The organism is Brasilonema sennae CENA114, assembly GCF_006968745.1.
Classification (GTDB): domain Bacteria; phylum Cyanobacteriota; class Cyanobacteriia; order Cyanobacteriales; family Nostocaceae; genus Brasilonema; species Brasilonema sennae.
In genome coordinates, this window is record NZ_CP030118.1 from 368,493 (window position 1) to 393,455 (window position 24,963).

A 24,963-nucleotide genomic window follows, 5' to 3' on the forward strand; every position below is an offset into this window, starting at 1 on the left:
TCGTAACACAATTCATTCATTAGAAGGAGTACTTCCATGACACAATCATTCTGGCTTCTTGGTACCTACCTCACTATTCTCGCCGATCACACCACGACTGACGGTAAATATGACCTGATTGAGGGCTATTTCCCTCCTGGTACGCAGACTCCACCCCATCGCCATACACGCTATTCCGAACAAATTTATGTGCTGGAAGGAGAGTTGACTGCCTGGGTTAATAAGAATAAGGTTGTGCTAAGCGCAGGTGAAAGTGTCTTCATTCCGATAGGCACACCCCATGTTGTTGCTGCACTCAGCGATAAACCATCTCGCGGGTTAACCGTTTCTGTACCCAGTGGCTTTGCTCAACTAATTGAAGCAACAGGGACGCTAAACGAGAATGAGGCACCTGACATAGCATTGTTCAATCGCATCTCTAGCGAAATTGGCGACGAAATTCTGGGTGCACCTGGAGATCTCCCTTAGAGGGTGTTATGAACTTCTATAGAACCTAGTCTAGAAGGGAAGTTCGGCCCTCGTTGTGATTTTCGAGGAATGGTTGGAACTGGCTCACCGAAGAGGCAGAGGGCAAGGGGACTGAGCTATTCCCCTCTGCATCTCGCGTTGCGGAACATGGGTATCAAGCCCCGTCCTTCTAAGAGGCTTGGCTCTTTCGGAGTACAAGCTCCGTCTCAGCCTCTCCCCCCTGCTCCCTGCTCCCCTGCCTCTTTTGACACCTTCTATGCCGCTTGAAAACTGGTCTATCACTTAAAAGGAAAACTCAAAACTATGAATTCACAAGCAGCTCAAACCACCACTACTGCTGACGAGTCGGCAATCCGTGCTTTCCATCGCCAGATGATTGATGCTTGGAATCGAGGTAGCGGCGAAGGCTTCGCTGCCCCGTTCAGTGAAACTGCCGATTTCCTCACGTTCGAGGGCACGCATCTCAAGGGACGAAAAGAAATCGCTGCATTTCATCAGCAAGCGTTCGACACAGTTGTCAAAGGAACACGCCTGGAGGGTGAGGTGAATTTTGTCCGCTTCGTGAACTCGCAACTCGCGCTCATGCATGTATTTATCAGGGTAATACTGCCCGGAGAAACTGAAAGTTCACCGTCACGAGATTCGCTGCCGCTATACGTCGTCACAAAACGCGACGAAGGTTGGCAGATCGAAGGGTTACTCAATACCCGGAAGTTAACGCTAGAACGTCAATTCTTCTTAGACGACTTTGACTCACTGAGCGCAGAGGCTCAACGTCAAGTGACCGACCTCGTTTCAGGTCTCAAGCATCAGGTGAAATGATTTCGACGGTGCAGATAGTAATGCAAGCTCAGATGCCCTATACCGTTTTGCGCGATGTGTTTTAACTCATCCAACAATGACTGAAGGGTTAAATCTGCTGTTCTCAAAGCTGTCATGCAACAGAACCGATAACACTTCAATGGTTCACACAAATCCAGAATCCCCATCAGATTAACCTATGAAAAAACTAGAAAGAAAAGTTGCTCTAATCACAGGTGGCAATAGTGGTATCGGTCTTGCCACTGCCAAACAGTTTGTTGCCGAAGGTGCCTATGTTTACATCACGGGTCGTCGCCAAGTCGAGCTGGATGCTGCTGTAGAAGCCATCGGTAAAAATGTTACGGCTGTGCAGAGCGATGTTTCTAATCTGGCAGACCTCGATCGTCTGTTTGCCACCATTAAGCAAGAGCAAGGACACCTCGATATTATCTTCGCTAATGCTGGCGGTGGACAAATTGCCCCACTTGGAGCAATCACTGAGGAACACTTTGACAAAACATTCAACATAAACGTCAAAGGTCTGCTTTTCACCGTGCAGAAGGCATTGCCTTTGTTGCCAGAGGGGGCTTCGATTGTCCTCAATGCTTCGACTACTTCTATCAAGGGCACCCCAGCGTTCAGCGTTTACAGCGCCACCAAAGCCGCTGTGCGATCGTTTGCACGTAACTGGATACTCGACCTCAAAGAGCGCAAGATTCGTGTCAATGCCATCAGCCCTGGTGTCGTGCCTACTCCTGGCTACAATCTCATGGGACTGAGCGAGGAGCAGGTGCAGGGATTTGTAGCAAGTCAGGCTGACAATATCCCCCTTGGGCGGGTGGGCAGGCCAGACGAGATTGCTAAAGCTGTCGTCTTCCTTGCATCCGATGACAGCAGCTTTGTCAATGGCATCGAACTCTTCGTCGATGGGGGCATGGCGCAGATTTGAAGCGTCTCAACTTTGCCCGACGAACTATGCTACATTGCCAGACTGGATATTAACGAAGGAGGAACTGAAATGGCCGCGAACAATGAACAAGCAATTTGCCACCTCTACCACGTGGCAGAAGCTGAGTACGAGGATCTGAAGGCTTTTGGTCATATCTCGGTTTAATACCCAGAGGACATGGGTGCATTATTTGGGCAATAATTCCGGGCAAAGTTAACAGTTCTAGACTTTGGCAATGGTACAACTCTGTATTCTCGTTACTACCAAGGCAAGCGTGAAGTTCACACCCCCTATCCCACGGGTGTAGAAGTTCTCATCCATATCAAACTAAGTTTAGTACTAAACAGCAGTGTCAGTTTTATGTTTGAACAACAACCTCAAAATTTACAACTTCATGTCCAACAGTTAGCTAACGAAGCACTAGAAAAAGCAGAGCCATCAGCTTGGTTTGAAGTTTTGTATGCCGAAGCTCAAGGCGACACAACACAAATTCCTTGGGCTAAGTTAGCTCCACATCCTTATCTTTTAGAATGGTTGACGAATCATCAACAGTTTGTTAACGGTCAAAAGGCATTAATCATCGGTTGTGGTTTAGGGGATGATGCCGAAGCTTTAGCTCATCTGGGATTTGAGGTAACTGCTTTTGATATTTCTCCAACTGCGATCGCTTGGTGTCAGCAACGATTTCCTGATTCTTTGGTCAACTATGTAGTTGCAGATTTATTCGCAGTTCCCGCACAATGGCATCAAGCCTTTGACTTTGTGTTTGAGTGCCGTAACATTCAAGCTTTGCCGCTAAATGTGCGCTCTGGGGCTATTTCTTCAGTTGCCTCTTTTGTAGCTCCCGGTGGCACACTTTTGCTGATTACCCATGTTCGGGATACAGAAGCAGAACCAAGTGGCCCACCTTGGGCATTATCAGACTCAGAACTGGAACGGTTTGAAAGTTTAGGATTACAACAAGTAGAAAAGGTATTATACCAAGAGTCTGAGCAATTTGATGTTAAGCAAGTGCGGATCGAATATCAAAGATCATAATTGGCTTAGTTTCAGTTGGGGGAGATAATTAACTGCGCCATCCCACTCTTGAGAGTCGGCACACCCGATGAGATTGCCAAAGCCGTTGTCTTTCTCGCTTCAGCCGACAGTAGCTTTGTGAACGGCATTGAGTTGTTTGTCGATGGAGGTATGGCACAGATTTGAAGTGCCCTAAAAATATCTATCACCAAAACCGTTGAGGAGTTCGGTGCTATGAATGCAAATAACGGCATCATCAGTCAGTCTAGCCCATATTCAGTAACCGAAACCATTGATCGCTTAGAAGCTATTCTTCAGGCAAAAGGCATCACCATTTTTGCCCGCATCGATCAACGAGCTGAAGCCAAAAAAGTTGGACTGAGCCTGTGTCCAACACAGTTATTGCTATTTGGCAACCCTGAAGCCGGAACACCGCTCATGGTAGCAGAACCGACGATCGCTCTGGATTTACCCCTGAAAGTACTGGCATGGGAAGCGGCTGACGGCAAAGTGTGGCTGAGTTACAACGATCCTGATTACTTAAAACAGCGGTTCTCTCTCATTGATGAGTTGGTCAAAAACATCGCGGTCATTAAACCTTTAATCAATCAAGCACTTCAATAAACAACTCATTCGTTTTTTCGATATCCCATGTTTGCTGCTGTAATTGAATGCAATCCAAAACTTTGGAGCTAAAGATGAAACTCATCTCTGTCAACGTAGGACTTCCGCAGGAAGTGACTTGGAAAGGAAAAACAGTTAGCACTGGAATTTTCAAAGAGCCAGTCAGCGAACGGGTGAGAGTGCGATCGCTCAATTTAGACGGCGATCGCCAAGCGGATCTCACCGTTCATGGTGGTTTAGACAAAGCAGTTTATGTCTATCCCTTTGAGCATTATGACTACTGGCGAAGCGAATTGCCTGACACAGAGTTAACACTTGGTATCTTTGGTGAAAATTTCACAGTCACAGGATTGAGAGAAGAAGAACTGAACATTGGCGATCGCTTCAAAATCGGCAGTGTGGAACTAATGGTGACTCAACCGCGCTTACCCTGCTACAAACTAGCGATTTGCTTTGGGCGATCGGATATGGTGAAACGATTTCTCGCTAGTCGTCGCACCGGATTTTACTTTCGGGTTTTGCAAGAGGGCGAAGTTGGAGCCGGAGACACTTTAGAGTTGGTGAGTCGGGATACCAACAATATTACTGTTGCTGATATCACTCAGCTTTATGTTCGTGAGCCAAACAATCCAGAGTTACTGCATCGTGTAACTCAACTCAAAGCGTTACCCGAAAGCTGGCGCGATTACTTTCAGGAGCTGCTCCGTCGGCAGGATGTGAGATAGATGAGACGCATTTGCATTTCAGTGTTATTTAACATTAACAAGGAGCAAAATCATGACTACATATCGCACAGTTTCAATCGATGGTTTAGACATCTTCTACCGCGAAGCGGGTTCCCGTGATAATCCAACGATTCTATTATTGCACGGCTTCCCAACCTCATCTCATATGTTCCGCAATCTTATACCTGCCCTTGCTGATAAATTCCATCTTGTTGCACCTGATTATCCCGGCTACGGCAACAGTTCGATGCCAACTGTAAATGAATTTGATTACACGTTTGATAATTTAGCTGAGATTGTGGAGAAATTCATTGCTGCGATCAATCTCAAAAAGTACAGCCTTTACGTGATGGATTATGGTGCACCAATTGGCTATCGGATTGCAGCTAAATATCCAGAGCGCGTGCAATCTCTGATTGTTCAAAATGGCAATGCTTACGAGGAAGGTCTGCGCGAATTCTGGGAACCAATTAAGGCATACTGGCATGAGCGATCGCCTGAGAATGCTGAAAAGCTCAAATACCTTTTCACTCTAGAAGCAACGAAGTGGCAATATACCAACGGTGTTCGTAATCTCGAAGCAATTAGTCCCGATACCTGGACGGTGGATCAACATTTCCTTGATCGCCCCGGAAATGAAGAGATTCAACTGGCGCTGTTTTATAGTTATGGCACCAATCCACCGCTCTATCCCCAATGGCAAGAGTATTTCCGCCAGTATCAACCCCCTACCCTGATTGTTTGGGGCAAGAACGACTACATCTTTCCTGCTGACGGTGCTTATCCCTACCAGCGTGACTTGAAAAACGTTGAGTTCCATCTACTCGATACGGGACACTTTGCTCTGGAAGAAGATGGGGACGTGATCGCAGATCATATTCACCACTTTCTGAGCACTCACGTTGTAGAGAGCACCAAGCTAACCACTAGTAACAAATAGTTTTGCCTGGGAAACGATGTCGATAAAAAATGATTGTCATTCTACAATTACTACTTATCAAACAGCAGTGTTAAATCAATTAACTTAATAGTGCCATCTCAACAGATTGTTTACAATTTATTAAAGGAGAATGTCATGGTTGCTCAAGCAAACTCGCAAGCAGCAAAAATTCTGGAAATTGCAGATGATCCACGTCTTTCCAAAGGAGTAAAGGAATTCTTGAAAGTGCTGAATTCAGGGGGTGTGGCGCTGGAGAAACTCACTCCAATCGAAGCACGTCAATTCCTTGTGGATGCACAGACTTCCGTTCCAGTAGACCTTTCAGGCATTGAAGAGTCCCAAAAGACGATTACTGCTGAGGGTTATTCAATTACCCTCAATATTGTACGACCTGAAGGGGTCAAAGGCACATTGCCCGTTTTCATCTTTATTCATGGTGGTGGTTGGGTGCTGGGTGATTACCCAACACACAAGCGCATGGTTCGCGATCTGGTTGTGCTTTCAGGATTTGCAGGTGTCTTTGTCAATTACACGCGCACGCCAGATGCTCAGTATCCACGAGCGATTAATGAGATCTATGCTGCGACAAAATGGGTTGCTGAGCATGGTGAGGAGATTGGAGTGGATGGCAAGAATCTGGCAGTCGTTGGCAATAGTGTCGGCGGCAACATGACAGCTGTCACTGCTTTGAAGGCGAAAGAAAAAGGAGGACCACACATTAAGCTGCAAATCCTAATGTGGCCTATTGTAGATGCTGATTTTGAAACGAATTCTTATCATCAATTCGGCGACAAGCGGTTCTTGACTGTACCAACGATGAAGTGGATGTATGATATGTACATCGCTGATCCAGAAAAGCGCAAAGACATTTATGCTTCTCCCTTGCAGGCGACGGTTGAGCAACTCAAAGGCTTGCCAAGAGCATTAATTGTGGTTGCAGAGAGCGATATCTTGCATGACGAAGGCACAGCTTATGGACGCAAGCTCGATGAAGCTGGGGTCGAGGTTACAACTGTGCAGTACAACGGCATGATTCATGACTTCGGGCTATTGAATGGTTTAGCTGAGTTGCCAGAAACCCGTTCTCTGTTTGTTCAAGCAGCAGCTGAATTAAAGAAACATCTGCAATAGGATGCGATCGTTTCCCGTTATGCCAAACTTCGGAGGTTTAACCCCTTATACCGAAATATCATATCTCATTTTTAGTACAAACCTCCGAGGTTTGCGTAAGTCTTGAACATGCGGCATAACAAGTCAATCTCGACTGGTCATTATTGAATTAAGGCAGAAAACTAATAGATACAGCTTCTAATCTGCTCTTAGCATTTTCAGTGAACTATTTACCAAGATTGATCATGACTGCAATTCGCATTGAAACCGATAGCCTGGGTGAAGTCAAAGTTCCCAGTGACAAACTCTGGGGAGCCCAAACCCAGCGTTCGCTCGAACACTTCAGCATTGGAGAGGACTTAATCCCACGCGAGATGATTGTTGCCTATGCGGTACTCAAGAAAGCAGCGGCGATTGTCAATCATCAAGCTCAACGATTAGGTGACGAACAAAAGAATCTAATTTGCCAGGTTTGTGACGAGATTTTAGCAGGACAACACGTCGATCAGTTTCCTCTACATGTTTGGATGACAGGCAGCGGTACACAATTTAATATGAATGTCAATGAAGTGATTTCTAATCGTTGATCGTGATTGTAGGTGGTATCCTTTATCTGTTTCACAACGGCAATGACATTCCTGAAGATCATATCTTCCGAGGAGAACCTGCTGATCTCCGTCAAGTTCCTGGAATTCTCAATGATACACTGGCATTGCGGGGGCGAGGTATCATTCAACTCGGTATTTTGCTATTGATTCTGACTCCAGTTGCACGAGTTGCGTTTTCAGTGTTTGCATTTTGGCAACAGCGCGATCAATTCTATATCATCGTTACGTTGATTGTGCTGTTGATTCTTGTTCACGGTCTTCTGACGACAGGGTAATTTGAAAAGTTTCAAGACAGTCCCAATGAAAAATTTTTCACCGCCAAGCATGAAAGTCCGGCTTTTCCCTACACCCGTACACCCTTACACCCCTACACCCACTTTCAAGTCAGGAGGAGACAATGAAACTACTACCGAAACAATCTACAGTACTATTGGGTTTGATGACTTGTGTTTTAGCTCATCTCCCTTCACTTGCCTCGGCTGACTCTACTGCGGATTTACTGCTCAGCTTGAACTGCCAAAGTGATTACACTGTAAATGTTTGGAGACGATATGCTTCGGGCGAATTGCTTTACCGCGCTACGGGACCTCTGGGAAATCTAAGTTTGGGCAAAGGAACCAAGGAGAATACAGGAGCCGCTGAGGTGTATAAGTTTAGGAATGGCAACTATGTATACCAAGTTCTTAGCGGGCGGGGAGATCACCGACAGCAGGGAACGTTAGCGGTGTTCAAGAACGGGCGATCGTTCCTAAATCAAGCTTGTAGACCAGAAGGATGAAACGTATTGATTTGTTAGTTTGCGTTCAGGTTGCGATTTACTACTTTGTTCTGGTCTTTTCTGACAGACAGAATGCCGATAGCTAGTAACTACGTCACAGTCAACAACCTGAACCCGTTTCTATCAAGGTCTAAGAACAACATGAAACTTGAAGGTAAAGTGGCTCTTGTCACTGGAAGCAGTCAAGGGATTGGACAAGCTATTGCGACTCGTTTGGCACAGGAAGGAGCCGATGTTGTCATAGATTATCGCTCTCATCCGGATGGGGCGAAAGATACATTAGCAAAGGTAGAAGCCACAGGGCGTAATGGTCATATTGTTCAGGCAGATTTAAGCTCCGTTAGCAACGTTCGCAAGCTTGTATCTGAAGGAGTTCAACACTTTGGCAAACTAGATATTCTGGTAAATAATGCTGGAATTGACGGTAAGAATGCAGACTTCTGGAACATTACTGAAGCAGATTACGATGCCGTACTCAATATCAATCTCAAAGGAACATTTTTCACGACGCAAGCTTTTGTGCAGCATTTAATTGAAACAAAGCGAACAGGAAAGATTATTAACATCAGTGCCCGTGATACAAGTGTAGACACCTTGAACTACGACCAATGTTTTGTACGTGATTTTGTCCCGTCTGCTCTCGTGTTTTTGATTCGAGCAGACGTAGAAATTGTTCGTAACTTTCTGATTGAAACGCTTGCGCTTCAAAGTCAACAAAGGCACATGGATTGCTTCAAGCCACCACAGGGACTAATACCTGCTAGTTTCGGGAGCGTCCAATGTAAACGTTGTTTGGCAAATCTATACCAATGATCAATAGCAAATCGCCGCAAGTAGATCTGACAAATTTCAGATAGCAACGGCATTACAACGGTTGTTGAGAGTTGGTGATGCTTCTGTGATCTTCCGTTAACGGGAGCCTGTGTTAACCGCAGGCTCCTTTTCTTGAAATTTTCTACCACTACTTCTGTCCGCCAGTCTAAACAAGAGCGGGCGATCGCTGTCATACGAATATTACTTGAAAATATATTAATAATAATAATCGCAAGAGGAGGGAGAGAGGCAGCCGTCGGCTGCTTCTCTCCCTCCCCCCCCGCCTTCGTGATTATCATTCTTCTATCAAATCTTTTCTATATTTGGACGTATTGACAAAATACACTTGTTTTTAACTTGTTAGGAATGAGCGTTATCCGATCTTTTCAGTACATTTGAACTATTTCGGTGGCGATCGCCTATATCAGGTTAGTTTTTGCTGCCAAAGCGAACGTTGGTGACTACCTGTACCAGATGCCGACTAAACTCTATTTTTTATACTTGTACCTAAATGCCGTCTTTTAGTACATTTGAATTGATTTGCTGCTGCTCTCTGACTTTTAGTCTAAACTCCAGTCATTAGCAATGAAAACATTGTTACGTCCTGTATCATGTGATTCATCTAAAAGATAGTGCTCAAACCCATTACGACTTGGAACCGCTCTCATGACTGAAGAAGCAAGGTTAATTGCGGATCGCGAGAGTGCTTTGCACAAGCTTCGCGAACGACGAGTTTACTGGAAACATTGGGGTCCTTACCTGAGTGAACGGCAATGGGGAACTGTGCGTGAAGATTACAGCCCGAATCGTACTGCCTGAGAATACTTTCCCCATGACCACGCTCGATCGCGTGCTTATCGTTGGGGAGAAGATGGGATTGCCGGGATTTCGGATACGCATCAACGCTTATGTTTCGCGATCGCGCTGTGGAATGGCGAAGATCGCATTCTCAAAGAGCGGCTGTTTGGGCTAACGGGGAATGAGGGCAATCACGGGGAAGATGTCAAAGAGTCATTTGGTTACGCCATTGCTCCCACAAAAATTATGTTTCTTACCACGTTTTTGGTAGTATTTTTAAGTTTTTTTACTTATTGACAAAATTACCATAACCTTAACCTCTCACGGTTGATCTACGCCATATTCTGCATGTTGCTGGATCAGTTTTGCCACTAACCCTGTCCAACCTGTTTGGTGGCTTGCTCCGATACCCGCTCCTTCGTCACCATGAAAGTACTCATAGAATAGAATAAGGTCATGCCAGTACGGGTTGGTTTGAAACGTTTCCGTACCGCCATAGATAGGTCGTCGTCCGGTTGCATCGTTTAAAAATGTCCGAATCAACCGCTGTGATAGCTCATTCGCCACTTGCCAAAGCGTCATCATTTGACCTGAACCACTTGGACATTCCACCTTGAAATCATCACCTAAATAGTGATGGTACTTCTGCAAGGACTCGATGATTAGGTAATTCATTGGAAACCACACAGGTCCGCGCCAGTTAGAATTGCCACCAAAAAGACTTGTTGTGGATTCCGCAGGTTCATAATCGACTCGATACTCATTGCCGTGAACTTGTAGAACGTAGGGGTTGGTCGCGTGGAATTTGGAGAGTGCCCGAATGCCATAAGGTCCAAGAAATTCATTTTCATCTAACATCCTGTGAAGAATGCGCCGCAACTGATTCTGCCCTGCGATCGCCAGCAGTCTTCTGGTTTTTACGCCCGCTATTTCTAAACAAGCAACATTTTGGGTCAAGTCTGGGCGATTTTGAATGAACCATTCAGTACGTCGTTTGAAACTGGGAAATCGTTCAAGCGTGTTTGGTTCTAGAGCCGCAACGGCAAATAACGGTGCCAGTCCCACCACTGAGCGAACCTTCATTAAGAAGTGACGACCATCGGGCAGATGCAAGGCATCGTAATAAAATCCGTCTGTTTCATCCCACAGGGCTAATTCGGCTTCACCGACTCCATCAATGGCATCAGCAATATAGAGAAAGTGTTCAAAAAACTTGCTGGCAATATCTTCATAGGTTGAATCATCTTTTGCTAGCTCTAGTGCAATAGTTAACATATTCAGGCAGTACATTCCCATCCAACTGGTACCATCTGCCTGATTGATATATCCACCATTGGGTAGCGATGCACTGCGATCAAATACCCCAACGTTGTCTAATCCTAAAAATCCTCCTTGAAAAACATTTTTGCCCTCAATATCCTTGCGATTCACCCACCAGGTGAAGTTGAGCAGTAGTTTCTGGAAAACTCGCTCTAGAAAGGCTCGATCAGCTCGACCATACATTTTTTGCTCAATTTGATAAATTCGCAGTGCAGCCCAGGCATGAACGGGTGGATTGACATCGCTGAATGCCCATTCATACGCAGGAAGTTGCCCGTTGGGATGCATGTACCACTCTCGCATCAAGACACTTAACTGACGTTTGGCAAACTCTGGATCCAGCATGGTTAGAGGAATAAGATGAAATGCTAAATCCCATGCCGCAAACCAGGGATATTCCCATTTGTCGGGCATTGAGAGAATATCATCGTTAAATAGATGGCTCCACTCATGATTTCTGCCTCGTTTACGCTCTACTGGCGATGTGGGACCTACTGGATCGCCGTTTAGCCAATCATGAACCACGTAATGATAGAATTGCTTGCTCCACAGCATTCCTGCAAATGCTTGCCGTTGAACATTTCGCATGTCCTCAGATAATGAAAAAGGACAGATTCGCTGGTAAAATTCATCTGCTTGAGCTTGGCGATCGCGAAAGATTGACTCAAATTCCTGTCCAAACAAGATTTCTGTGTTGCCGTTGTTGAGAGAAGATTGGGAGTCTCTCAATCGTAGTCGCACCGTTTGCATTGCACCAGGAGCGATTACTAGCTGATAATGAGCCGAGAATTTTGTTCCTGTTTCGCTGGGATTAATTGCATCCTTGCGGCTGTGAATCACATAATCATTGATGCCGTCTTTAACGTAGGGTGAAGAGTTGCTAACTCCGAACAATCGTTCGTAATTCGTTTCATTATTAGTAAACAATAAATTAGGGATGCCATCACAGTAAAGCCATCGTGTTCCTAGCGTTGGATGCGATGCCTCAATGACGCTGAAATTGACCGCCTTTTGACTAACATTTAGCCAGGGTTTTTCGTTCTCCTGTGCGCGACTCCAAGACCAAGTGTTACGGAACCACAACGTTGGTAGCAAGTGCAGTGTTTTAGGATCAGGTCCCCGATTGATTGCTTTGATTTGAATCAAAATATCTTCAGGTGATGCTTTGGCATACTCAATAAATACATCAAAATAACGATCTTCATTAAATATTCCTGTGTCCAGTAGTTCAAATTCAAAGTCTTGGCGAGTTCTACGACGATTTTCCTCCACTAACTGAGTGTAAGGAAAGGCGTGCTGCGGATATTTATAAAGGTACTTCATGTAGGAGTGGGTGGGGGTATTGTCTAAGTAGAAGTAGTATTCTTTGACATCCTCTCCGTGATTACCCTCATTCCCCGTTAACCCAAACATCCGCTCCTTAAGGATGGAATCTTCTCCATTCCACAGCGCAATCGCAAAACATAACTGCTGATGAGTATCAGAGATACCTGCAATGCCGTCTTCTCCCCAACGATAGGCACGCGACCGGGCATGGTCATGAGGGAAGTACTCCCAAGCAGTTCCATTCGGGCTGTAATCTTCGCGCACTGTACCCCACTGTCGTTCACTTAAATAGGGTCCCCAGCGTTTCCAGTAAGCAGTGCGATCGCGATCAGCTGCCAACCTTGCTTCTTCTTGAGTCATGACAAGTTCTATTGCTCGTGATAATTCCGAATCAGTCCGCCATCGACATAAAAAGTGGCTCCAGTCACGTAGTCAGCAGCGGAGGACGCGAGGAATGTGACCATTGGCGCTATATCTTCTGGTTTGCCTAGTCGTCCAAGGGGAATGTTTTGTTTGAGTGAATGTAACTTCACAGGGTCATTTAGAAGTTTGGTATTAATCGGGGTTTCGATCGCTCCAGGAGCAATATTGTTGATCGTGATTCCCATCGGTCCTAATTCCACCGCCAAATTTCGCATCATCATCTTCACACCACCTTTGCTAGCGCAGTAGGAGGTGAAGTGAGGGAACGCCATTTCCTCATGAACTGAACTGATGTTAATAATCTTACCCGTTCGTTTTGTCTCAATCAAGTGCTGCACAAATGCTTGCGTCGTGAAGAATGTGCCTTTGAGGTTGAGATTAACAACGGTATCATAATCAGCTTCGGTTATGTTCCAAAAATCAGCATTTTTTCCATCAACCCCAGCATTATTCACTAGAATATCTAGCTTACCAAAGTGATGAATTCCTTCAGATACAAGTTTGCGAACGTCACTAATCACGCTTAAATCTGCCTGGACAATATGCCCTTTGCGTCCCGCTGCTTCGACCTTTGCCAACGTTTCTTTAGCACCATCGGGGTGGGAGCGGTAATCGATGACAATATCTGCACCTGCTTGCGCCAGGTAAGCAGCGATCGCCTGCCCAATTCCCTGACTGCTGCCAGTGACTAACGCAACTTTTCGTTGTAAGTTTATCATGTCCTTATACATCAATTATGACTTGTTCAGGTCGTTTGCTGTGACGCAGCGCGGCGATTGTCGCTGCATAATCCTTAGCATTGAAGATTGCCGATCCCGCTACAATTGCATTTGCTCCTGCTTCCAACACCTGCCATGCATTGTCTGGCTTGACTCCACCATCGACTTCAATCCACGGATCCAGCCCACGTTCATCGCACATCTGACGTAAGCGACGAATCTTTGGCAACATGGTTGAAATAAAGTGTTGACCACCAAAGCCGGGATTCACCGTCATAATTAAAACGACATCACACAGATCTAGTACCCACTCAATCGCTTCCAAAGGATTACCAGGATTGAGCACAACCCCCGCTTGCTTACCCAGTTCCTTAATTTGGGATAGTGTTCGGTGTAGATGAATCGTTGCTCCTGCTTGAACCAAAATATGATCGGCACCTGCTTTAGCAAAGTTGGTGATGTACCGCTCTGGTTCGACAATCATCAGATGGACGTTTAGCGGTTTTACAGTCATCGGTCGAATTGCTTCTACGATCAAAGGTCCGATTGTAATGTTGGGCACATAGCGACCGTCCATCACATCGACATGAATCCAGTCAGCTCCCGCCACATCCACACTTTGCACCTCTTCTCCCAAGCGGCTAAAGTCAGCCGATAAAATTGAAGCTGCGATCGTGATTAATTTAGAAGATTGAGACATGATATATTCTCCAATCCATTGGAATTTCTAGCCGTTGCAGGATCGATGCGATCGCTCAGGAAGAGAATAGTGGTATCGATCGTGCCGTAGTAAGGTGTATGCGGAATTTCGTGCAATTGCGCTAATTCACCCCGGCGAATTTCATGCAACATACGACCGGGTTGAGCATCGCGCCAATCATCTACGGTTGTGGCTTGCAGTTGCGCCAGTTTTATGAGCGTTCCGCGTGCAAATTCCGGATAAACCATTATCGTTTGTAAACTCGCAATGATCGCGTCCCGCCCAAATACTGCGACAAACCAAGGAATACCCGCCGCAGGCATCCAAAAATGCTGTCCACGATCTTCAACCTTGATGCGGAGTGCCCCGAAATCGATCAAGGATTGTCGATAGTAGGCGGCAATTTCGGCATTCGAGGACTGTAACTGAGTGGCGGATTGAACAAAGTCGTCTCTGACTCGCGCCGCTTCAGTATCGTGGGAGACGGTGCAAGTTTGTTGCGGCTGAAGCACATCTCCATCCGCTAGCGCCGTAAAATCAACGCAGCTATGCCAAGTTTGACCTGGTTCAAGCTTGATGTCGAACATGAGGCGACCATTACCATAGTAGGGCGTTGAACTAGCACAAGTTGGAGTGATTTGCAACCCGCGATAAAACTCGGCATTTCGGTACTCTGTTTTGAGAATGCTGTCTTTCCAGGTGGTTGCGATCGCACCGCGTGGCAGTAGATGTTGGGATTTGACCTGAAAAATATCCGCAAAATCTGAGCGGATCGCCAACATAAGTTTCAGTTCGACGGTCTGAGTGTAATGGCTAGTAATATCAATATCCTCATGCATTCCGACTGCAATATCGCGCCGGATGGTCACTAACAAGCAGCCCGATGGCAGCGTTCCATCAATAGTCGGAGTCTCTCGATTGGTAAATTGATAGAGCGCACGGTGATGTTGTAGCGGACTAGATGCAAGCAGTTGGAGCGGCTGGCGATTGAGTGAGACTTCGTAATACGAGATGAGGCGCGTATCGCGAACAAAAAATCCTTGGGCAAGGTTGTCGTCGATCGAGCCATCAGAAGCAGTAACGAGGAATGTCGATCCGTCATTGATCGCGATTTGTCCTGAATTTACGGTGACTTTAGTGGGCATCCCTCATGTCTCCAATAAATGAGCCGCTGCTTGATCGATCATCCACATCACTCTGCCCTGAGTCGGACTAATGATTTGTGCAGGCAAGCGATCAGGCTGATACTGACCTTCCAAGACCGCTTTTAGTGTTGTTGCTTTTTCTGCTCCTGTGACAAAAAAGAGGATTTCTACCGCATTGTTAATCACAGGTGGCGTTAAGGTGATACGGTAACTGTTCAACTCTTCCACCCAAGGTGCAACGACTAAACGAGTTTGCTCATGAACTGCATCAGTGCCAGGAAAAAGAGATGCGGTGTGTCCGTTAGCTCCCATGCCCAACAACACTAAATCGAAGCGAGGAAACTGATGTTCTTGCAACTGAAAGAACTGTCTCAAGTCTTGCTCATATTCAGCTGCGGCTGCTTTAGCATCTGGATTTTCAGCTTTAATGCGATATACATTTTCTTGTGGAATTGGCACTTGAAACAGCAATTGCTCTTGCGTCATCCGAAAGTTATTACTGGGATCGCTGGGCGGAACGTGGCGTTCATCACCCCAAAAAAAATGAATTTGGTTCCAAGGGATTTGATTACGCCAAGGTTGAGTTGCCAACAATGCATAAAGACTTTTGGGAGTTGAGCCACCAGACAGTGCGATCGTAAATCTTCCTCGTGCTTGAATGGCTTGATGGGCTTGTTGCACAAACTCGGCGGCAGCAGCCTGAGTCAGGGCTTCGGCATTTGCAAAAACTTGAATTTCAGGCTTTACTTGCGATCGAATTAATTCTTGCATGGTTATTTCCTTTAGGGACTTCTAATTAAAAAATCGTCCTATCATAAGAGCGCAAAGCCTTGCGCCCCTACAAGTTAATTTTGAATTTGAGATAATTGATTTTGGCATTGCATAATTGCGGGATGATTTTGGAATTTGCATCAATCAGAATCACCGTGTCCCCGCGTCACCTTGTCAGCCTGAATCATGCCATTATTCAGCAATGCCTTTATTTTTTGGTGTTCCCTTAATTCAGAACCGGAACTTGAACTTGAGACGGTTGCGTGTTGTAAATATCCATGATCGTGTTGAGGAATCGCACGGCATCCGTTTTGGAACGTTGAAAAGAATTGCGTCCGATAATCGAACCAAACCCTCCACCTGCTTGAATAGCGTGAACTTCATTGAAAAAGGCATCATCACTGTCGATTGGTCCACCCGAAAAGATGACAATCCGTCGTCCATTAAAGGCACATTGCACTACATGACGCACTCGCTCAGTTAATGTCGCAATCGGGATTTGCTCTTTCTCGTACACCTTGCGGGCTGCTTCTTGTTCAATGTGCTCGCTAGGCAGTTTGACTTTGATGATGTGAGCACCCAATTGAGCCGCAATTTGAGCAGCGTAACCAATCACGTCGATCGCCGTCTCACCTGTTTTGCTTAAACCCGATCCCCGCGCATAAGACCAAATGATCACAACCAATCCATGCTGCTTCGCTTCTTCGGCACAGGCTCGAATCTGCTGGTACATCTCAAATCGGTGGGCTGAACCGGGATAAATGGTGAAACCAATGCCAGCACAACCTAATCGCAAAGCATCCTGTACACTGCCAGTTAAAGCTTGAGTAGGGTCAGATTCATCCAATAGCACATCGTGATCATTGGCTTTAAGAATCAGGGGAATGTCGCCTGCAAATTCTCGTGCCCCCGCTTCTAGAAAACCCAGTGGAGCTGCATAAGCGTTGCATCCGGCTTCTATCGCCAACTCAAAATGATAGCGAGGATCGTAAGCAGGTGGATTGGGTGCAAAACTGCGAGCCGGACCGTGCTCAAAGCCCTGATCAACGGGCAAAATTACCAACTTGCCAGTTCCAGCTAGTTTGCCATGATTAAGCAACCGCGCCAGATTAGTCAGCGTTCCAGGATTGTCGCTGCCATACCAACTGAGAATTTCTTTTACTCGTTGAGTCATTGTGGTTTTTCCTAAAAATACTGTCTGGTACAAACTTTTTCGCTTTTCCCTCACGGCATATCCTGCCAACAGCGTCGGCAAAACCAATGAACTTGATGATTGCGGATATGTCGCAACAGTTGATCACAACAGCATGGACAATGCTGTGAAGGCATAGTTTCATTCCAACGCTTAACCGACGCTGGACTGCTGAAATTTTGCATTGGAAGCCCCATGTCGATCGCCCAAAATGAACCATTCGACTGCATTGGCAAATCCTTCTTCTTCATAGGATGTCGTCACGTACTGAGCTTGTTGCTGTACGTCTGGATTTGCGTTGCCCATAGCAATGCTTAATCCACTTCGTTCAAACATTGGGACATCATTGGGCATATCTCCAATAGTGGCAATTTCTTGTCTGGGGATTCCGAGCAGTTGTGAGAGGCGATCAACTACAGCACCTTTGTTCGCGTGGGGATGGGTGACATCCAGGTAGTAAGGCTGCGATCGCGCCGCAGATACCTGTTCACCACCACCCGAACTGGCTCTTGACTTGCAGTAAACTTTTTGACTAAAAGCTTGCTGCACATCAGTTTCGCACTTGGCAACGGCATCCAGATCATCACTAACGCCAACGACTTTGACAACGTTATCAAACAAACCATCAAAGCTAGAAACAACGGTAGGTGGAAACTTAACCGTCCATTCTTCGCGATCCACATGAGGACCATGCCGCTCATGCACAAACCAATCCTTCCCTCGATAAATCCAAACATCCAGATGGTGGGCAGTAATTATCTTGATGACTTCTTGAACAGTTGTTGCGGGTAAGACGTTTTCCTCCAAGGTTGAAAAGTCAGGATAGACAAACAGACCACCATTAAATGGCGCGAGAGGCTCTGTCAGTTTCAGAGCATCTACAATCATTTTCATCCCTAATGGTGGACGACCACTGGTAATTGTGAAGCGAATGCCTGCATCCCAAAGTTTATGAACAGCAGCACGGGCGCGATCAGTGAGGATTTTCTCTTTTGTTACAAGCGTGCCATCTACATCTGCTAGCAGCAGTGAAATTTTAGGCGATTTGGGAGAAGTTATTGGATTCATGATAGAAAGCTTGGTTGTTGATTGTTGGTGCTCAATTTATTGGTCTGGATCTATAGCGCTTCTCATTTGAATGAAGTACAAATTTATCTGTGTGTATCTGTGTCCATCTGTGGTTTATTATTTCTTTGTGTACTTTACTCAATTGCAAACCCCTATAATACGGGATACCGATACCGTTTCACTTTGCCAAAGGTGCTTGAGAGGTATTTGACGAGGTTTGCCCAATAGCTAACAATTCTTTGAGTGCCTGTACCGTTTTTTTCCCAATTCCCATTGGCTGGTTGCACCATTGCTAAAGATCAATTTCATCTGAAGCGTTTGGGGCGGAAGTTGAGCGATCGCGCTGGCAAGTGGAGCAATGTTAAATCGACTGCTTCCCGCACTACATGTTACAGACGGAAACGTAGCGGCACCAGCCCAGAAAGGCTCATCAACGCCATCCCAAAAACCGTCGTTGCCCCAATACGTGTCGGAGTCCCAAAAGCCTAATCCCGGAACCGTGGTGGAACTTTGAACAACTTTTTGATAGCTAGAGGTTTCTTTTATTGGTTGATTGATCGTGACCAAGGGTTGATTCTTGCTGAGCAGGACCATCGTAGTTAAGGAGGCATCAGAGCCAACTAGAGAGTTGTCAGGTACACAGTAGCGTACCCCTAGCAAAAGGCTATCCTTGGTCGGATTTTTGCTCCAAATAGTTGATACACCAAGAGCAGGTTCACTACCTCTATAGTCATGATCTCTCACCGCATAGATTGAACCAGTGTGGAATACCTTGCTATAAGGAGCATTTTTGATTGAAGTTGCTGTGGTAATCGTGTCTTCGGCTCGCATTAGTTGGGAAGTTGCTATCGTACTGCAAATGGTTAGAAAACTAATGTTGACAATGCCCCATTTATATTTACTCAACATTGTGCTTCTCCGTTGAATCGCTGATTGATTTCTGATTTTTATTAATCACTTGATCGCCATTGCCGACCATCGCGCCAGAGCAGTTCGTCAGCATCTTTCGGTCCCCAACTTCCTGCGGCATAGTTGGGAAACTCTCGTGTTGGTAATGCACTCCAAACATCTAGAATTGGCGTAACTACACTCCAACCCAATTCCACGTTGTCTGCTCGCTGAAACAGCGTAGCATCGCCAATCATGCAGTCATAGAGCAAAGTTTCATAGCCTGTGCTGGGGGTTGAGCCAAAGTAATCGGCGTAGCAGAAATCCATATTCACGCTGCCCATTCGCACCGTTGGACCAGGAATTTTTGCGCCAAATTGGAAGTTAATTCCTTCGTCGGGTTGAATGCGCAGGACAAGGAAATTGGGCGTTAATTGATCAACTGAAGTTTGACGAAACAGCAGTGAGGGAACCCGCTTAAACTGAACCGCAACCTCAGTAGTACGCTTCGGCAACCGTTTCCCGGTTCGGAGGTAAAATGGCACATCTGCCCAACGCCAGTTATCAATCGTGAGCTTTAAAGCAGCATACGTCTCAGTGGTAGAGTCTGAAGCAACACGTGGTTCTGATCGATAAGCCGGAACAGGTTTCTGGTTTATCGTCCCCTCACCATACTGCCCTCGCACAGTATGCTTTAGCACATCTTCAGGAGTTAAGGGTTGAATTGCCTTGAGCAATTTAGATTTTTCATCGCGAACGGCATCTGCATCAAATGAAACGGGTGGCTCCATTGCAGTCATCGCTAGCAATTGAAACAGGTGATTTTGCACCATATCGCGTACTGCTCCTGTACCTTCGTAGAAGTTACCTCTGCCTTCTACGCCGACTGTTTCAGCCACAGTAATTTGCACATGGTCAATATGTTCCCGATTCCAAATTGGTTCAAACAGTCCATTCCCAAAGCGAAATACCAAAATATTCTGGACGGTTTCTTTACCCAAGTAGTGATCGATGCGGTAAATCTGGCTTTCCTTCAGCACGCTACTGATGTTCTTATTTAAGGTGCGAGCAGAATCCAAATCATGCCCAAATGGTTTTTCGATAATGACGCGTCGCCAGTGTCCGTTGTCTTCCCGCACCAGTCTCGCTGAACCAAGCTGGGTGATGATGTCGCAAAAGAAGTTAGAGGCGGTTGCCAGGTAGAATAAGTAGTTTCCTTGGGTGCCGCATTCCTGGTCTACCCGAATCAACAAATCCTGCAACTGCTGGTACGTGTTAGCATCCTGAAACTCACCGGGAAGATAGTACAATCGCTGCTCAAACTGCTGCCAGAGGTAATCATCAACTGCAACCGTTGCGAATTCGTGAATATCCCGACTGAGTTTGCTGCGAAAGTCGTCTTGGCTCATTGGAGTGTGAGCAACCCCGACGATCGCAAACTCCTGCGGCAACAAATTACTACGTGCTAAATTGTAAAGTGCAGGTAACAATAAACGCTTGGTCAAATCTCCAGCAGCACCAAAGATGATGATCGCGCAGGGACTGGCAGGACGAACTGAGGTTTCAACCTGAGAATGAGGTGCAGTTGCGATTGTCATGATTTTGTCTCCGTATGTTGCTCAACGTGTCCGCCGAACTGGAAGCGCATCGCAGACAGCAACTTATCAGCAAAATCATCTTCCCCACGTGAGCTAAATCGCTGATACAAGGCAGCGCTGAGAACAGGAGCAGGTGTGCCTTCGTCTATGGCTGCTGTAACCGTCCACCGTCCTTCGCCTGAATCCGACACACGACCGGCAAAGTCTGCTAAGTCAGGCTGCTGGAGTAGAGCGATCGCAGTCAAATCAAGCAACCACGAAGCGACCACACTACCCCGTCGCCACACTTCGGCAATATCTGGCAGGTTCAAATCGTACTGGTAGTGTTCAGGATTGCGGAGTGGAGTCGTTTCAGCGTTAGTAGCACGGCTCTGTTTGCCAACATTGGCGTGATGCAGGATATTCAACCCTTCTGCATAGGCTGCCATCAACCCGTATTCAATGCCATTATGCACCATTTTGACAAAATGCCCACCTCCATTCGATCCGCAGTGCAAATAGCCTTCCTCTGCCGTGCCGCCCACCTTCTCCCGCCCAGGAGTACGCGGAATCTCTCCCCGTCCGGGAGCCAATGACTTAAAGATGGGGTCGAGGTACTGAACTGCCACTTGGGGACCACCGATCATCATGCAGTAACCGCGTTCTAATCCCCAGACTCCGCCGCTGGTTCCCACATCCAGATAGTGAATGCCCTTTGATGCCAGATCATTCGCTCGTCGAATGTCGTCGATGTAGTAAGAGTTGCCGCCATCAATCAAGATGTCGCCTGAGTCGAGTTTTTCAGCCAGTTCTTTGACCATCTGCTCGGTGGGATCTCCCGCAGGCACCATCAGCCAAATGGCACGCGGCTTGTGGAGCTTCTGCACAAAATCATCTAAGGTATAAGCTCCAATTGCCCCTTCCGATGCAAGTTGCTTCACCTTATCGGGTGTGCGATTGAACACAACACACTCATGCTTATTTCGCAGCAGTCGTCGAACGATATTTGCGCCCATGCGCCCTAGACCAATAACACCAAGTTGCATTGTTTTTCTCCTATGTGATTCTCAATTGCGTGAAGTATGTAGCGCTTTTCATCTGAATGAAGTCATTATTAGGACTTACGCATTGACAAAACTCCTCAAATATGAATTTCCATTTTTCGAGTGTAGACTGTAGGGTGGGCAGTGAATCGTAAAATCTGATGATCTCAACATAAGTTTAGGGCACTGCCCACCCTACAAAAATTGCTTTAACGCAACTGGTGCAAGATGTCAATTACAGAATTTGGTCGATCACGGTTTTTAGGGTAGCTAAACCAGATTGAACATCTTTGCCAAGATGGATGCGCAATGCCCGTCGCTCACGTTCCGCTAAAACCTGAAAATCCCCTCGTGCTTGAGCCGCTTTCACAACTCCGAATGTATATTTCTGCTGAGGAACGGGAATGTCCGTGGCATCATCACAGGTGATTTGGAGAAAAACGCCACTGTTTGGTCCACCCTTGTAAGCCTGCCCTGTGGAGTGCAAGAAGCGGGGACCAAAGCCAAGGCAAGTGGCGACTTGCTTTGCATCCCGAATTTTTTCTCGAATGGCTTGTAGCTGCGCTTGGTGTATATCATTGCGCTCGATATATGCAAGCAGTGCAAAATAATCTCCCGCCTGTAGTCGATTCAAATGGGCACGCAGATAATTAACCAACGATTGATCCGTTCCTACTGCCTCTGTCAGTGCAGCGGCATTTTTTGGATCAGTGAATAATTGAATGCCATCTACCGTGAAGATTGGGCTTTCGGGCGGCAGTTTTCCGTTTTTCTCGTATTCAGCTGTTAACTGGCGGGTAACAATTTTGCTGGCTTCAACATCCGGTTGGTTAAAGGCATTGATACCAATGATGGAACCGGCTACAGCAGTCGCAACTTCCCAGCGGAAAAACTCCTGACCAACTTGGTAGGGATCGGCAACGGTAATCCGAACCACAGGTTGTCCTGCCTGCTCCAATGCCGTGACAGCAGCGTCTTGAGTAGAATCAGGAGCAGAGTCTAAGCGAATGTAAGCAAAGATGCGGTCACTCCCATACACATCTGGAGTTCCTAACGGTTCTCGATCCACTGGAATCAATCCCTTACCGTCTTTCCCTGTAGACTCTGCCAACAGTTGCTCCAACCATGCGCCCAAGTCTGCAATTCCCGGTGACGTGATCAGCGTGACTTTGTCTCGTCCTTGCTTTGCCAGAACACCCAGAATGGTTCCCAACACAACGCCGGGATTCTCTTTCGCTGGAACGGATGATGCACAAGAATGCACCATGACTTCAGCCGTATCCAAGAACTTTGCTACATCCACTCCAATCGCCGCCGCAGGTACCATGCCAAAGTTGGATAAAGCAGAATAGCGACCGCCGATACTGGGTACACCAAAGAAGACATGGCGGAAGTCATCGCCTTCAGCAATGTGTTGCAGTTTAGAACCGGGATCAGTTACGGCAATAAAGCGATTGCCTGCTGATTCTGCACCCAGAATTTGCTGCACACGATCAAAGAAGTATTGTTTGAAAATATTTGGCTCCAGTGTACTGCCAGACTTACTCGACACTACGAATAGTGTTTTGGTGAGGTCAATCTGACTTTCGATCGCTTTGATCTGAGCTGGATCGGTAGAATCGAGTACGAGCAGTTCGGGAAATCCTTGTGCCTTACCAAAAGTGAGCTTCATCACCTCTGGGCAGAGCGAAGAGCCACCCATGCCTAATAATAACACATGGGAGAATTTTAGGTTTTGGACTTCTTGCGCGAGTTGCTTAAGACGAGCCAGGTGTGCAAGTTGGTCTTCAGTAATGCCGAGCCAACCCAACCATTTGTTTTCATCTGCTCCTGTCCACAAGCTTGCATCCTGTGCCCATAGGCGACGAATCTTGCCATTCTTCTGCCAATCGTCTAGAGATGCTTGAACAGTAGTATTCAGCGCATCAGGCAATTTGTAGGTTAGGCGATCGAGCTTTCCACCAAGAATTGCTGTCCGCTTTTTCTCGACTGTACCTAACAATTGGTCAAAGGCATCCATGAAAAGTTGCACCCCTTCTGCCAATAATTTGTCTGTAATCTGCTGTAAAGAAATTCCTGCTTTCTGTAGCTTTGATAACGTCGATTGAGCATCATCAACACTTTCAGTCAAACTAGACTTCGGATGTCCATGATCGCGGAAGGCAGATAGGGTGGCTGGTGGAATTGTATTTACAGTGTCGGAACCAATCAGTTCTTCAACATACAACACATCACTATAATGGGGGTTCTTTGTACCTGTGCTTGCCCACAATAGCCGTTGGGTTTGTGCGCCTTGGCTGGCTAATTTTTGCCATCGACTAGAGCTGTATGTGTTCTGATAGTGCTTATATGCAAGTTTGGCATTGGCGATCGCCACTTTGCCCAGTAAGCTTTTGAGCAAATCACGTTGAACTGCATCGGTTGTAGTTTTAAGTTGAGCCGTAATCTGGTTATCAACTGCGGTATCAATCCGACTGACAAAGACGCTAGCGACGCTGGCAATGCGGGTGATGTCTCCACCTTTGGCTGCCAGCAACTCTAAACCAGTCATGTAGGCATTGGCAACCTGTTCATAAACATCTTGAGCAAACAGCAGCGTGACATTCACATTAATGCCTTCACTGATGAGCTGCTCAATTGCAGGAATTCCAGCAGGTGTTGCAGGCACTTTAATCATCAAATTCGGACGATCAACCTCCTGCCATAGTCTGCGAGCTTCTGAAATAGTTTGTTGAGTATCGTTTGCTAGATAAGGTGAAACCTCCAGACTGACATAGCCATCACGCCGATTGGTTTGTTCGTATATAGGTCTCAAAATATCTGCGGTTGCTTGAATATCCGCGATTGCAAAGGACTCATATAGCGACATGACATTCTTATCTTGACTTTGCTCGCTTGTGGTTAAAGCCGAATCGTAATCGGTACTACCTGCGATCGCTTTTTCAAAGATAGAAGGATTCGAGGTGACACCCCGCAAACCATCCTCATCAATCAACTTTTGCAGTTCTCCGCTAGTAATTAAACTGCGACGAATATAGTCTAACCAGACAGATTGTCCGTAGGATTGTAACGACTGCAAAGGGTTCTTTGTCTTTGATGCTTGTACATTAATCATCAGTTCACATCCTTGTTGAATTAACACAAATTTGCAAGAATACAA

General features: G+C 46.3%; 24 protein-coding genes and 2 pseudogenes. 15 read left to right on the plus strand and 11 right to left on the minus strand.

Annotated elements, in window-relative coordinates; genetic code table 11:
* Positions 1-36: 36 nt before the first annotated feature.
* The 15 genes and pseudogenes from DP114_RS01465 to DP114_RS01530 all read left to right on the plus strand — a co-directional run.
* Positions 37-468: a cupin domain-containing protein gene (locus tag DP114_RS01465; RefSeq protein WP_171975257.1), complete on the plus strand. Its 432-nt coding sequence runs from the start codon at positions 37-39 to the stop codon at positions 466-468.
* A 303-nt stretch (positions 469-771) separates the two neighbouring features.
* Entirely contained in the window at positions 772-1,290 is a 519-nt protein-coding gene (locus tag DP114_RS01470; protein ID WP_171975258.1) for an SgcJ/EcaC family oxidoreductase, read from the plus strand.
* A gap of 178 nt (positions 1,291-1,468) precedes the next feature.
* Positions 1,469-2,218, plus strand: coding sequence for an SDR family oxidoreductase (locus DP114_RS01475; RefSeq protein WP_171975259.1), 750 nt, complete (start codon positions 1,469-1,471; stop codon positions 2,216-2,218).
* A 168-nt stretch (positions 2,219-2,386) separates the two neighbouring features.
* A pseudogene (locus DP114_RS36525) lies at positions 2,387-2,536 on the plus strand (ParM/StbA family protein); the annotation flags it as partial.
* Positions 2,537-2,578: 42 nt separating this feature from the next.
* Positions 2,579-3,256 carry a class I SAM-dependent methyltransferase gene (locus tag DP114_RS01480; RefSeq protein ID WP_171975260.1) on the plus strand — a complete coding sequence of 226 codons (678 nt, stop codon included), beginning with the start codon at positions 2,579-2,581 and terminating at the stop codon, positions 3,254-3,256.
* A 15-nt stretch (positions 3,257-3,271) separates the two neighbouring features.
* Entirely contained in the window at positions 3,272-3,421 is a 150-nt protein-coding gene (locus tag DP114_RS01485; protein WP_370460857.1) for an SDR family oxidoreductase, read from the plus strand.
* Positions 3,422-3,469: 48 nt separating this feature from the next.
* Positions 3,470-3,859: a DUF302 domain-containing protein gene (locus tag DP114_RS01490; RefSeq protein WP_169268677.1), complete on the plus strand. Its 390-nt coding sequence runs from the start codon at positions 3,470-3,472 to the stop codon at positions 3,857-3,859.
* A 74-nt stretch (positions 3,860-3,933) separates the two neighbouring features.
* The gene (locus DP114_RS01495; protein ID WP_171975261.1) at positions 3,934-4,584 is read left to right on the plus strand and encodes an MOSC domain-containing protein; all 651 of its coding nucleotides are present in this window, start codon (positions 3,934-3,936) and stop codon (positions 4,582-4,584) included.
* Between the two features lie 52 nt (positions 4,585-4,636).
* Entirely contained in the window at positions 4,637-5,524 is an 888-nt protein-coding gene (locus tag DP114_RS01500) for an alpha/beta fold hydrolase (RefSeq protein ID WP_171975262.1), read from the plus strand.
* 90 nt (positions 5,525-5,614) lie between these two features.
* Positions 5,615-6,655, plus strand: coding sequence for an alpha/beta hydrolase (locus tag DP114_RS01505; protein WP_216669956.1), 1,041 nt, complete (start codon positions 5,615-5,617; stop codon positions 6,653-6,655).
* Positions 6,656-6,879: 224 nt separating this feature from the next.
* The gene (locus DP114_RS01510) at positions 6,880-7,221 is read left to right on the plus strand and encodes a lyase family protein (RefSeq protein ID WP_216669957.1); all 342 of its coding nucleotides are present in this window, start codon (positions 6,880-6,882) and stop codon (positions 7,219-7,221) included.
* Between the two features lie 2 nt (positions 7,222-7,223).
* Positions 7,224-7,517, plus strand: coding sequence for a DUF1634 domain-containing protein (locus tag DP114_RS01515; RefSeq protein ID WP_246163017.1), 294 nt, complete (start codon positions 7,224-7,226; stop codon positions 7,515-7,517).
* A 122-nt stretch (positions 7,518-7,639) separates the two neighbouring features.
* Positions 7,640-8,020: a hypothetical protein gene (locus tag DP114_RS01520; RefSeq protein ID WP_171975264.1), complete on the plus strand. Its 381-nt coding sequence runs from the start codon at positions 7,640-7,642 to the stop codon at positions 8,018-8,020.
* 141 nt (positions 8,021-8,161) lie between these two features.
* Complete coding sequence (locus DP114_RS01525; RefSeq protein WP_171975265.1) at positions 8,162-8,833, plus strand: SDR family NAD(P)-dependent oxidoreductase; 672 nt, start codon at positions 8,162-8,164, stop codon at positions 8,831-8,833.
* A 666-nt stretch (positions 8,834-9,499) separates the two neighbouring features.
* Positions 9,500-9,856 (plus strand): annotated as a pseudogene (locus tag DP114_RS01530) (MGH1-like glycoside hydrolase domain-containing protein); the annotation flags it as partial.
* A gap of 96 nt (positions 9,857-9,952) precedes the next feature.
* On the opposite strand, the gene DP114_RS01535 reads toward DP114_RS01530, so the two are convergent.
* From DP114_RS01535 to DP114_RS01585, 11 genes are all read right to left on the minus strand, one after another.
* The gene (locus DP114_RS01535) at positions 9,953-12,637 is read right to left on the minus strand and encodes an MGH1-like glycoside hydrolase domain-containing protein (RefSeq protein WP_171975266.1); all 2,685 of its coding nucleotides are present in this window, start codon (positions 12,635-12,637) and stop codon (positions 9,953-9,955) included.
* An 8-nt stretch (positions 12,638-12,645) separates the two neighbouring features.
* The gene (locus DP114_RS01540) at positions 12,646-13,416 is read right to left on the minus strand and encodes a glucose 1-dehydrogenase (protein ID WP_171978087.1); all 771 of its coding nucleotides are present in this window, start codon (positions 13,414-13,416) and stop codon (positions 12,646-12,648) included.
* Positions 13,417-13,423: 7 nt separating this feature from the next.
* A complete protein-coding gene (rpe, locus tag DP114_RS01545; RefSeq protein ID WP_171975267.1) occupies positions 13,424-14,119 on the minus strand; it encodes a ribulose-phosphate 3-epimerase in 696 nt (231 codons plus the stop codon).
* The gene (locus DP114_RS01550) at positions 14,098-15,264 is read right to left on the minus strand and encodes a glycogen debranching N-terminal domain-containing protein (protein ID WP_171975268.1); all 1,167 of its coding nucleotides are present in this window, start codon (positions 15,262-15,264) and stop codon (positions 14,098-14,100) included. Before DP114_RS01550 ends, rpe begins: the two co-directional genes overlap by 22 nt.
* Positions 15,265-15,267: 3 nt before the next feature.
* The gene (gene pgl / locus DP114_RS01555; protein WP_171975269.1) at positions 15,268-16,035 is read right to left on the minus strand and encodes a 6-phosphogluconolactonase; all 768 of its coding nucleotides are present in this window, start codon (positions 16,033-16,035) and stop codon (positions 15,268-15,270) included.
* A gap of 226 nt (positions 16,036-16,261) precedes the next feature.
* Complete coding sequence (locus DP114_RS01560; protein WP_169265879.1) at positions 16,262-17,209, minus strand: class I fructose-bisphosphate aldolase; 948 nt, start codon at positions 17,207-17,209, stop codon at positions 16,262-16,264.
* A gap of 171 nt (positions 17,210-17,380) precedes the next feature.
* Positions 17,381-18,295, minus strand: a complete 915-nt coding sequence (locus DP114_RS01565) for a Cof-type HAD-IIB family hydrolase (RefSeq protein ID WP_171975270.1) — start codon at positions 18,293-18,295, stop codon at positions 17,381-17,383.
* Between the two features lie 228 nt (positions 18,296-18,523).
* Positions 18,524-19,204: a hypothetical protein gene (locus tag DP114_RS01570; RefSeq protein WP_171975271.1), complete on the minus strand. Its 681-nt coding sequence runs from the start codon at positions 19,202-19,204 to the stop codon at positions 18,524-18,526.
* A gap of 41 nt (positions 19,205-19,245) precedes the next feature.
* On the minus strand, positions 19,246-20,781 hold the full coding sequence (zwf, locus tag DP114_RS01575; protein ID WP_171975272.1) for a glucose-6-phosphate dehydrogenase: 1,536 nt from the start codon (positions 20,779-20,781) through the stop codon (positions 19,246-19,248).
* On the minus strand, positions 20,778-21,806 hold the full coding sequence (gene gnd / locus DP114_RS01580) for a phosphogluconate dehydrogenase (NAD(+)-dependent, decarboxylating) (protein ID WP_171975273.1): 1,029 nt from the start codon (positions 21,804-21,806) through the stop codon (positions 20,778-20,780). Before gnd ends, zwf begins: the two co-directional genes overlap by 4 nt.
* Before the next feature lie 232 nt (positions 21,807-22,038).
* Positions 22,039-24,918, minus strand: a complete 2,880-nt coding sequence (locus tag DP114_RS01585) for a bifunctional transaldolase/phosoglucose isomerase (RefSeq protein WP_171975274.1) — start codon at positions 24,916-24,918, stop codon at positions 22,039-22,041.
* Positions 24,919-24,963: the final 45 nt, after the last annotated feature.

What these genes read in the sequence shown, in the direction of transcription:
- DP114_RS01510 (WP_216669957.1), top strand. Translation starts at nt 6,880, where the DNA reads ATGACTGCAATTCGCATTGAAACCGATAGCCTGGGTGAAGTCAAAGTT.
- pgl (WP_171975269.1), bottom strand. Translation starts at nt 16,035, where the DNA reads ATGCAAGAATTAATTCGATCGCAAGTAAAGCCTGAAATTCAAGTTTTT.
- DP114_RS01520 (WP_171975264.1), top strand. Translation starts at nt 7,640, where the DNA reads ATGAAACTACTACCGAAACAATCTACAGTACTATTGGGTTTGATGACT.
- DP114_RS01565 (WP_171975270.1), bottom strand. Translation starts at nt 18,295, where the DNA reads ATGAATCCAATAACTTCTCCCAAATCGCCTAAAATTTCACTGCTGCTA.
- zwf (WP_171975272.1), bottom strand. Translation starts at nt 20,781, where the DNA reads ATGACAATCGCAACTGCACCTCATTCTCAGGTTGAAACCTCAGTTCGT.
- DP114_RS01475 (WP_171975259.1), top strand. Translation starts at nt 1,469, where the DNA reads ATGAAAAAACTAGAAAGAAAAGTTGCTCTAATCACAGGTGGCAATAGT.
- DP114_RS01490 (WP_169268677.1), top strand. Translation starts at nt 3,470, where the DNA reads ATGAATGCAAATAACGGCATCATCAGTCAGTCTAGCCCATATTCAGTA.
- DP114_RS01585 (WP_171975274.1), bottom strand. Translation starts at nt 24,918, where the DNA reads ATGATTAATGTACAAGCATCAAAGACAAAGAACCCTTTGCAGTCGTTA.
- DP114_RS01495 (WP_171975261.1), top strand. Translation starts at nt 3,934, where the DNA reads ATGAAACTCATCTCTGTCAACGTAGGACTTCCGCAGGAAGTGACTTGG.
- DP114_RS01525 (WP_171975265.1), top strand. Translation starts at nt 8,162, where the DNA reads ATGAAACTTGAAGGTAAAGTGGCTCTTGTCACTGGAAGCAGTCAAGGG.
- DP114_RS01550 (WP_171975268.1), bottom strand. Translation starts at nt 15,264, where the DNA reads ATGCCCACTAAAGTCACCGTAAATTCAGGACAAATCGCGATCAATGAC.
- DP114_RS01560 (WP_169265879.1), bottom strand. Translation starts at nt 17,209, where the DNA reads ATGACTCAACGAGTAAAAGAAATTCTCAGTTGGTATGGCAGCGACAAT.
- gnd (WP_171975273.1), bottom strand. Translation starts at nt 21,806, where the DNA reads ATGCAACTTGGTGTTATTGGTCTAGGGCGCATGGGCGCAAATATCGTT.
- DP114_RS01480 (WP_171975260.1), top strand. Translation starts at nt 2,579, where the DNA reads ATGTTTGAACAACAACCTCAAAATTTACAACTTCATGTCCAACAGTTA.
- DP114_RS01535 (WP_171975266.1), bottom strand. Translation starts at nt 12,637, where the DNA reads ATGACTCAAGAAGAAGCAAGGTTGGCAGCTGATCGCGATCGCACTGCT.
- rpe (WP_171975267.1), bottom strand. Translation starts at nt 14,119, where the DNA reads ATGTCTCAATCTTCTAAATTAATCACGATCGCAGCTTCAATTTTATCG.
- DP114_RS01470 (WP_171975258.1), top strand. Translation starts at nt 772, where the DNA reads ATGAATTCACAAGCAGCTCAAACCACCACTACTGCTGACGAGTCGGCA.
- DP114_RS01500 (WP_171975262.1), top strand. Translation starts at nt 4,637, where the DNA reads ATGACTACATATCGCACAGTTTCAATCGATGGTTTAGACATCTTCTAC.
- DP114_RS01465 (WP_171975257.1), top strand. Translation starts at nt 37, where the DNA reads ATGACACAATCATTCTGGCTTCTTGGTACCTACCTCACTATTCTCGCC.
- DP114_RS01570 (WP_171975271.1), bottom strand. Translation starts at nt 19,204, where the DNA reads ATGTTGAGTAAATATAAATGGGGCATTGTCAACATTAGTTTTCTAACC.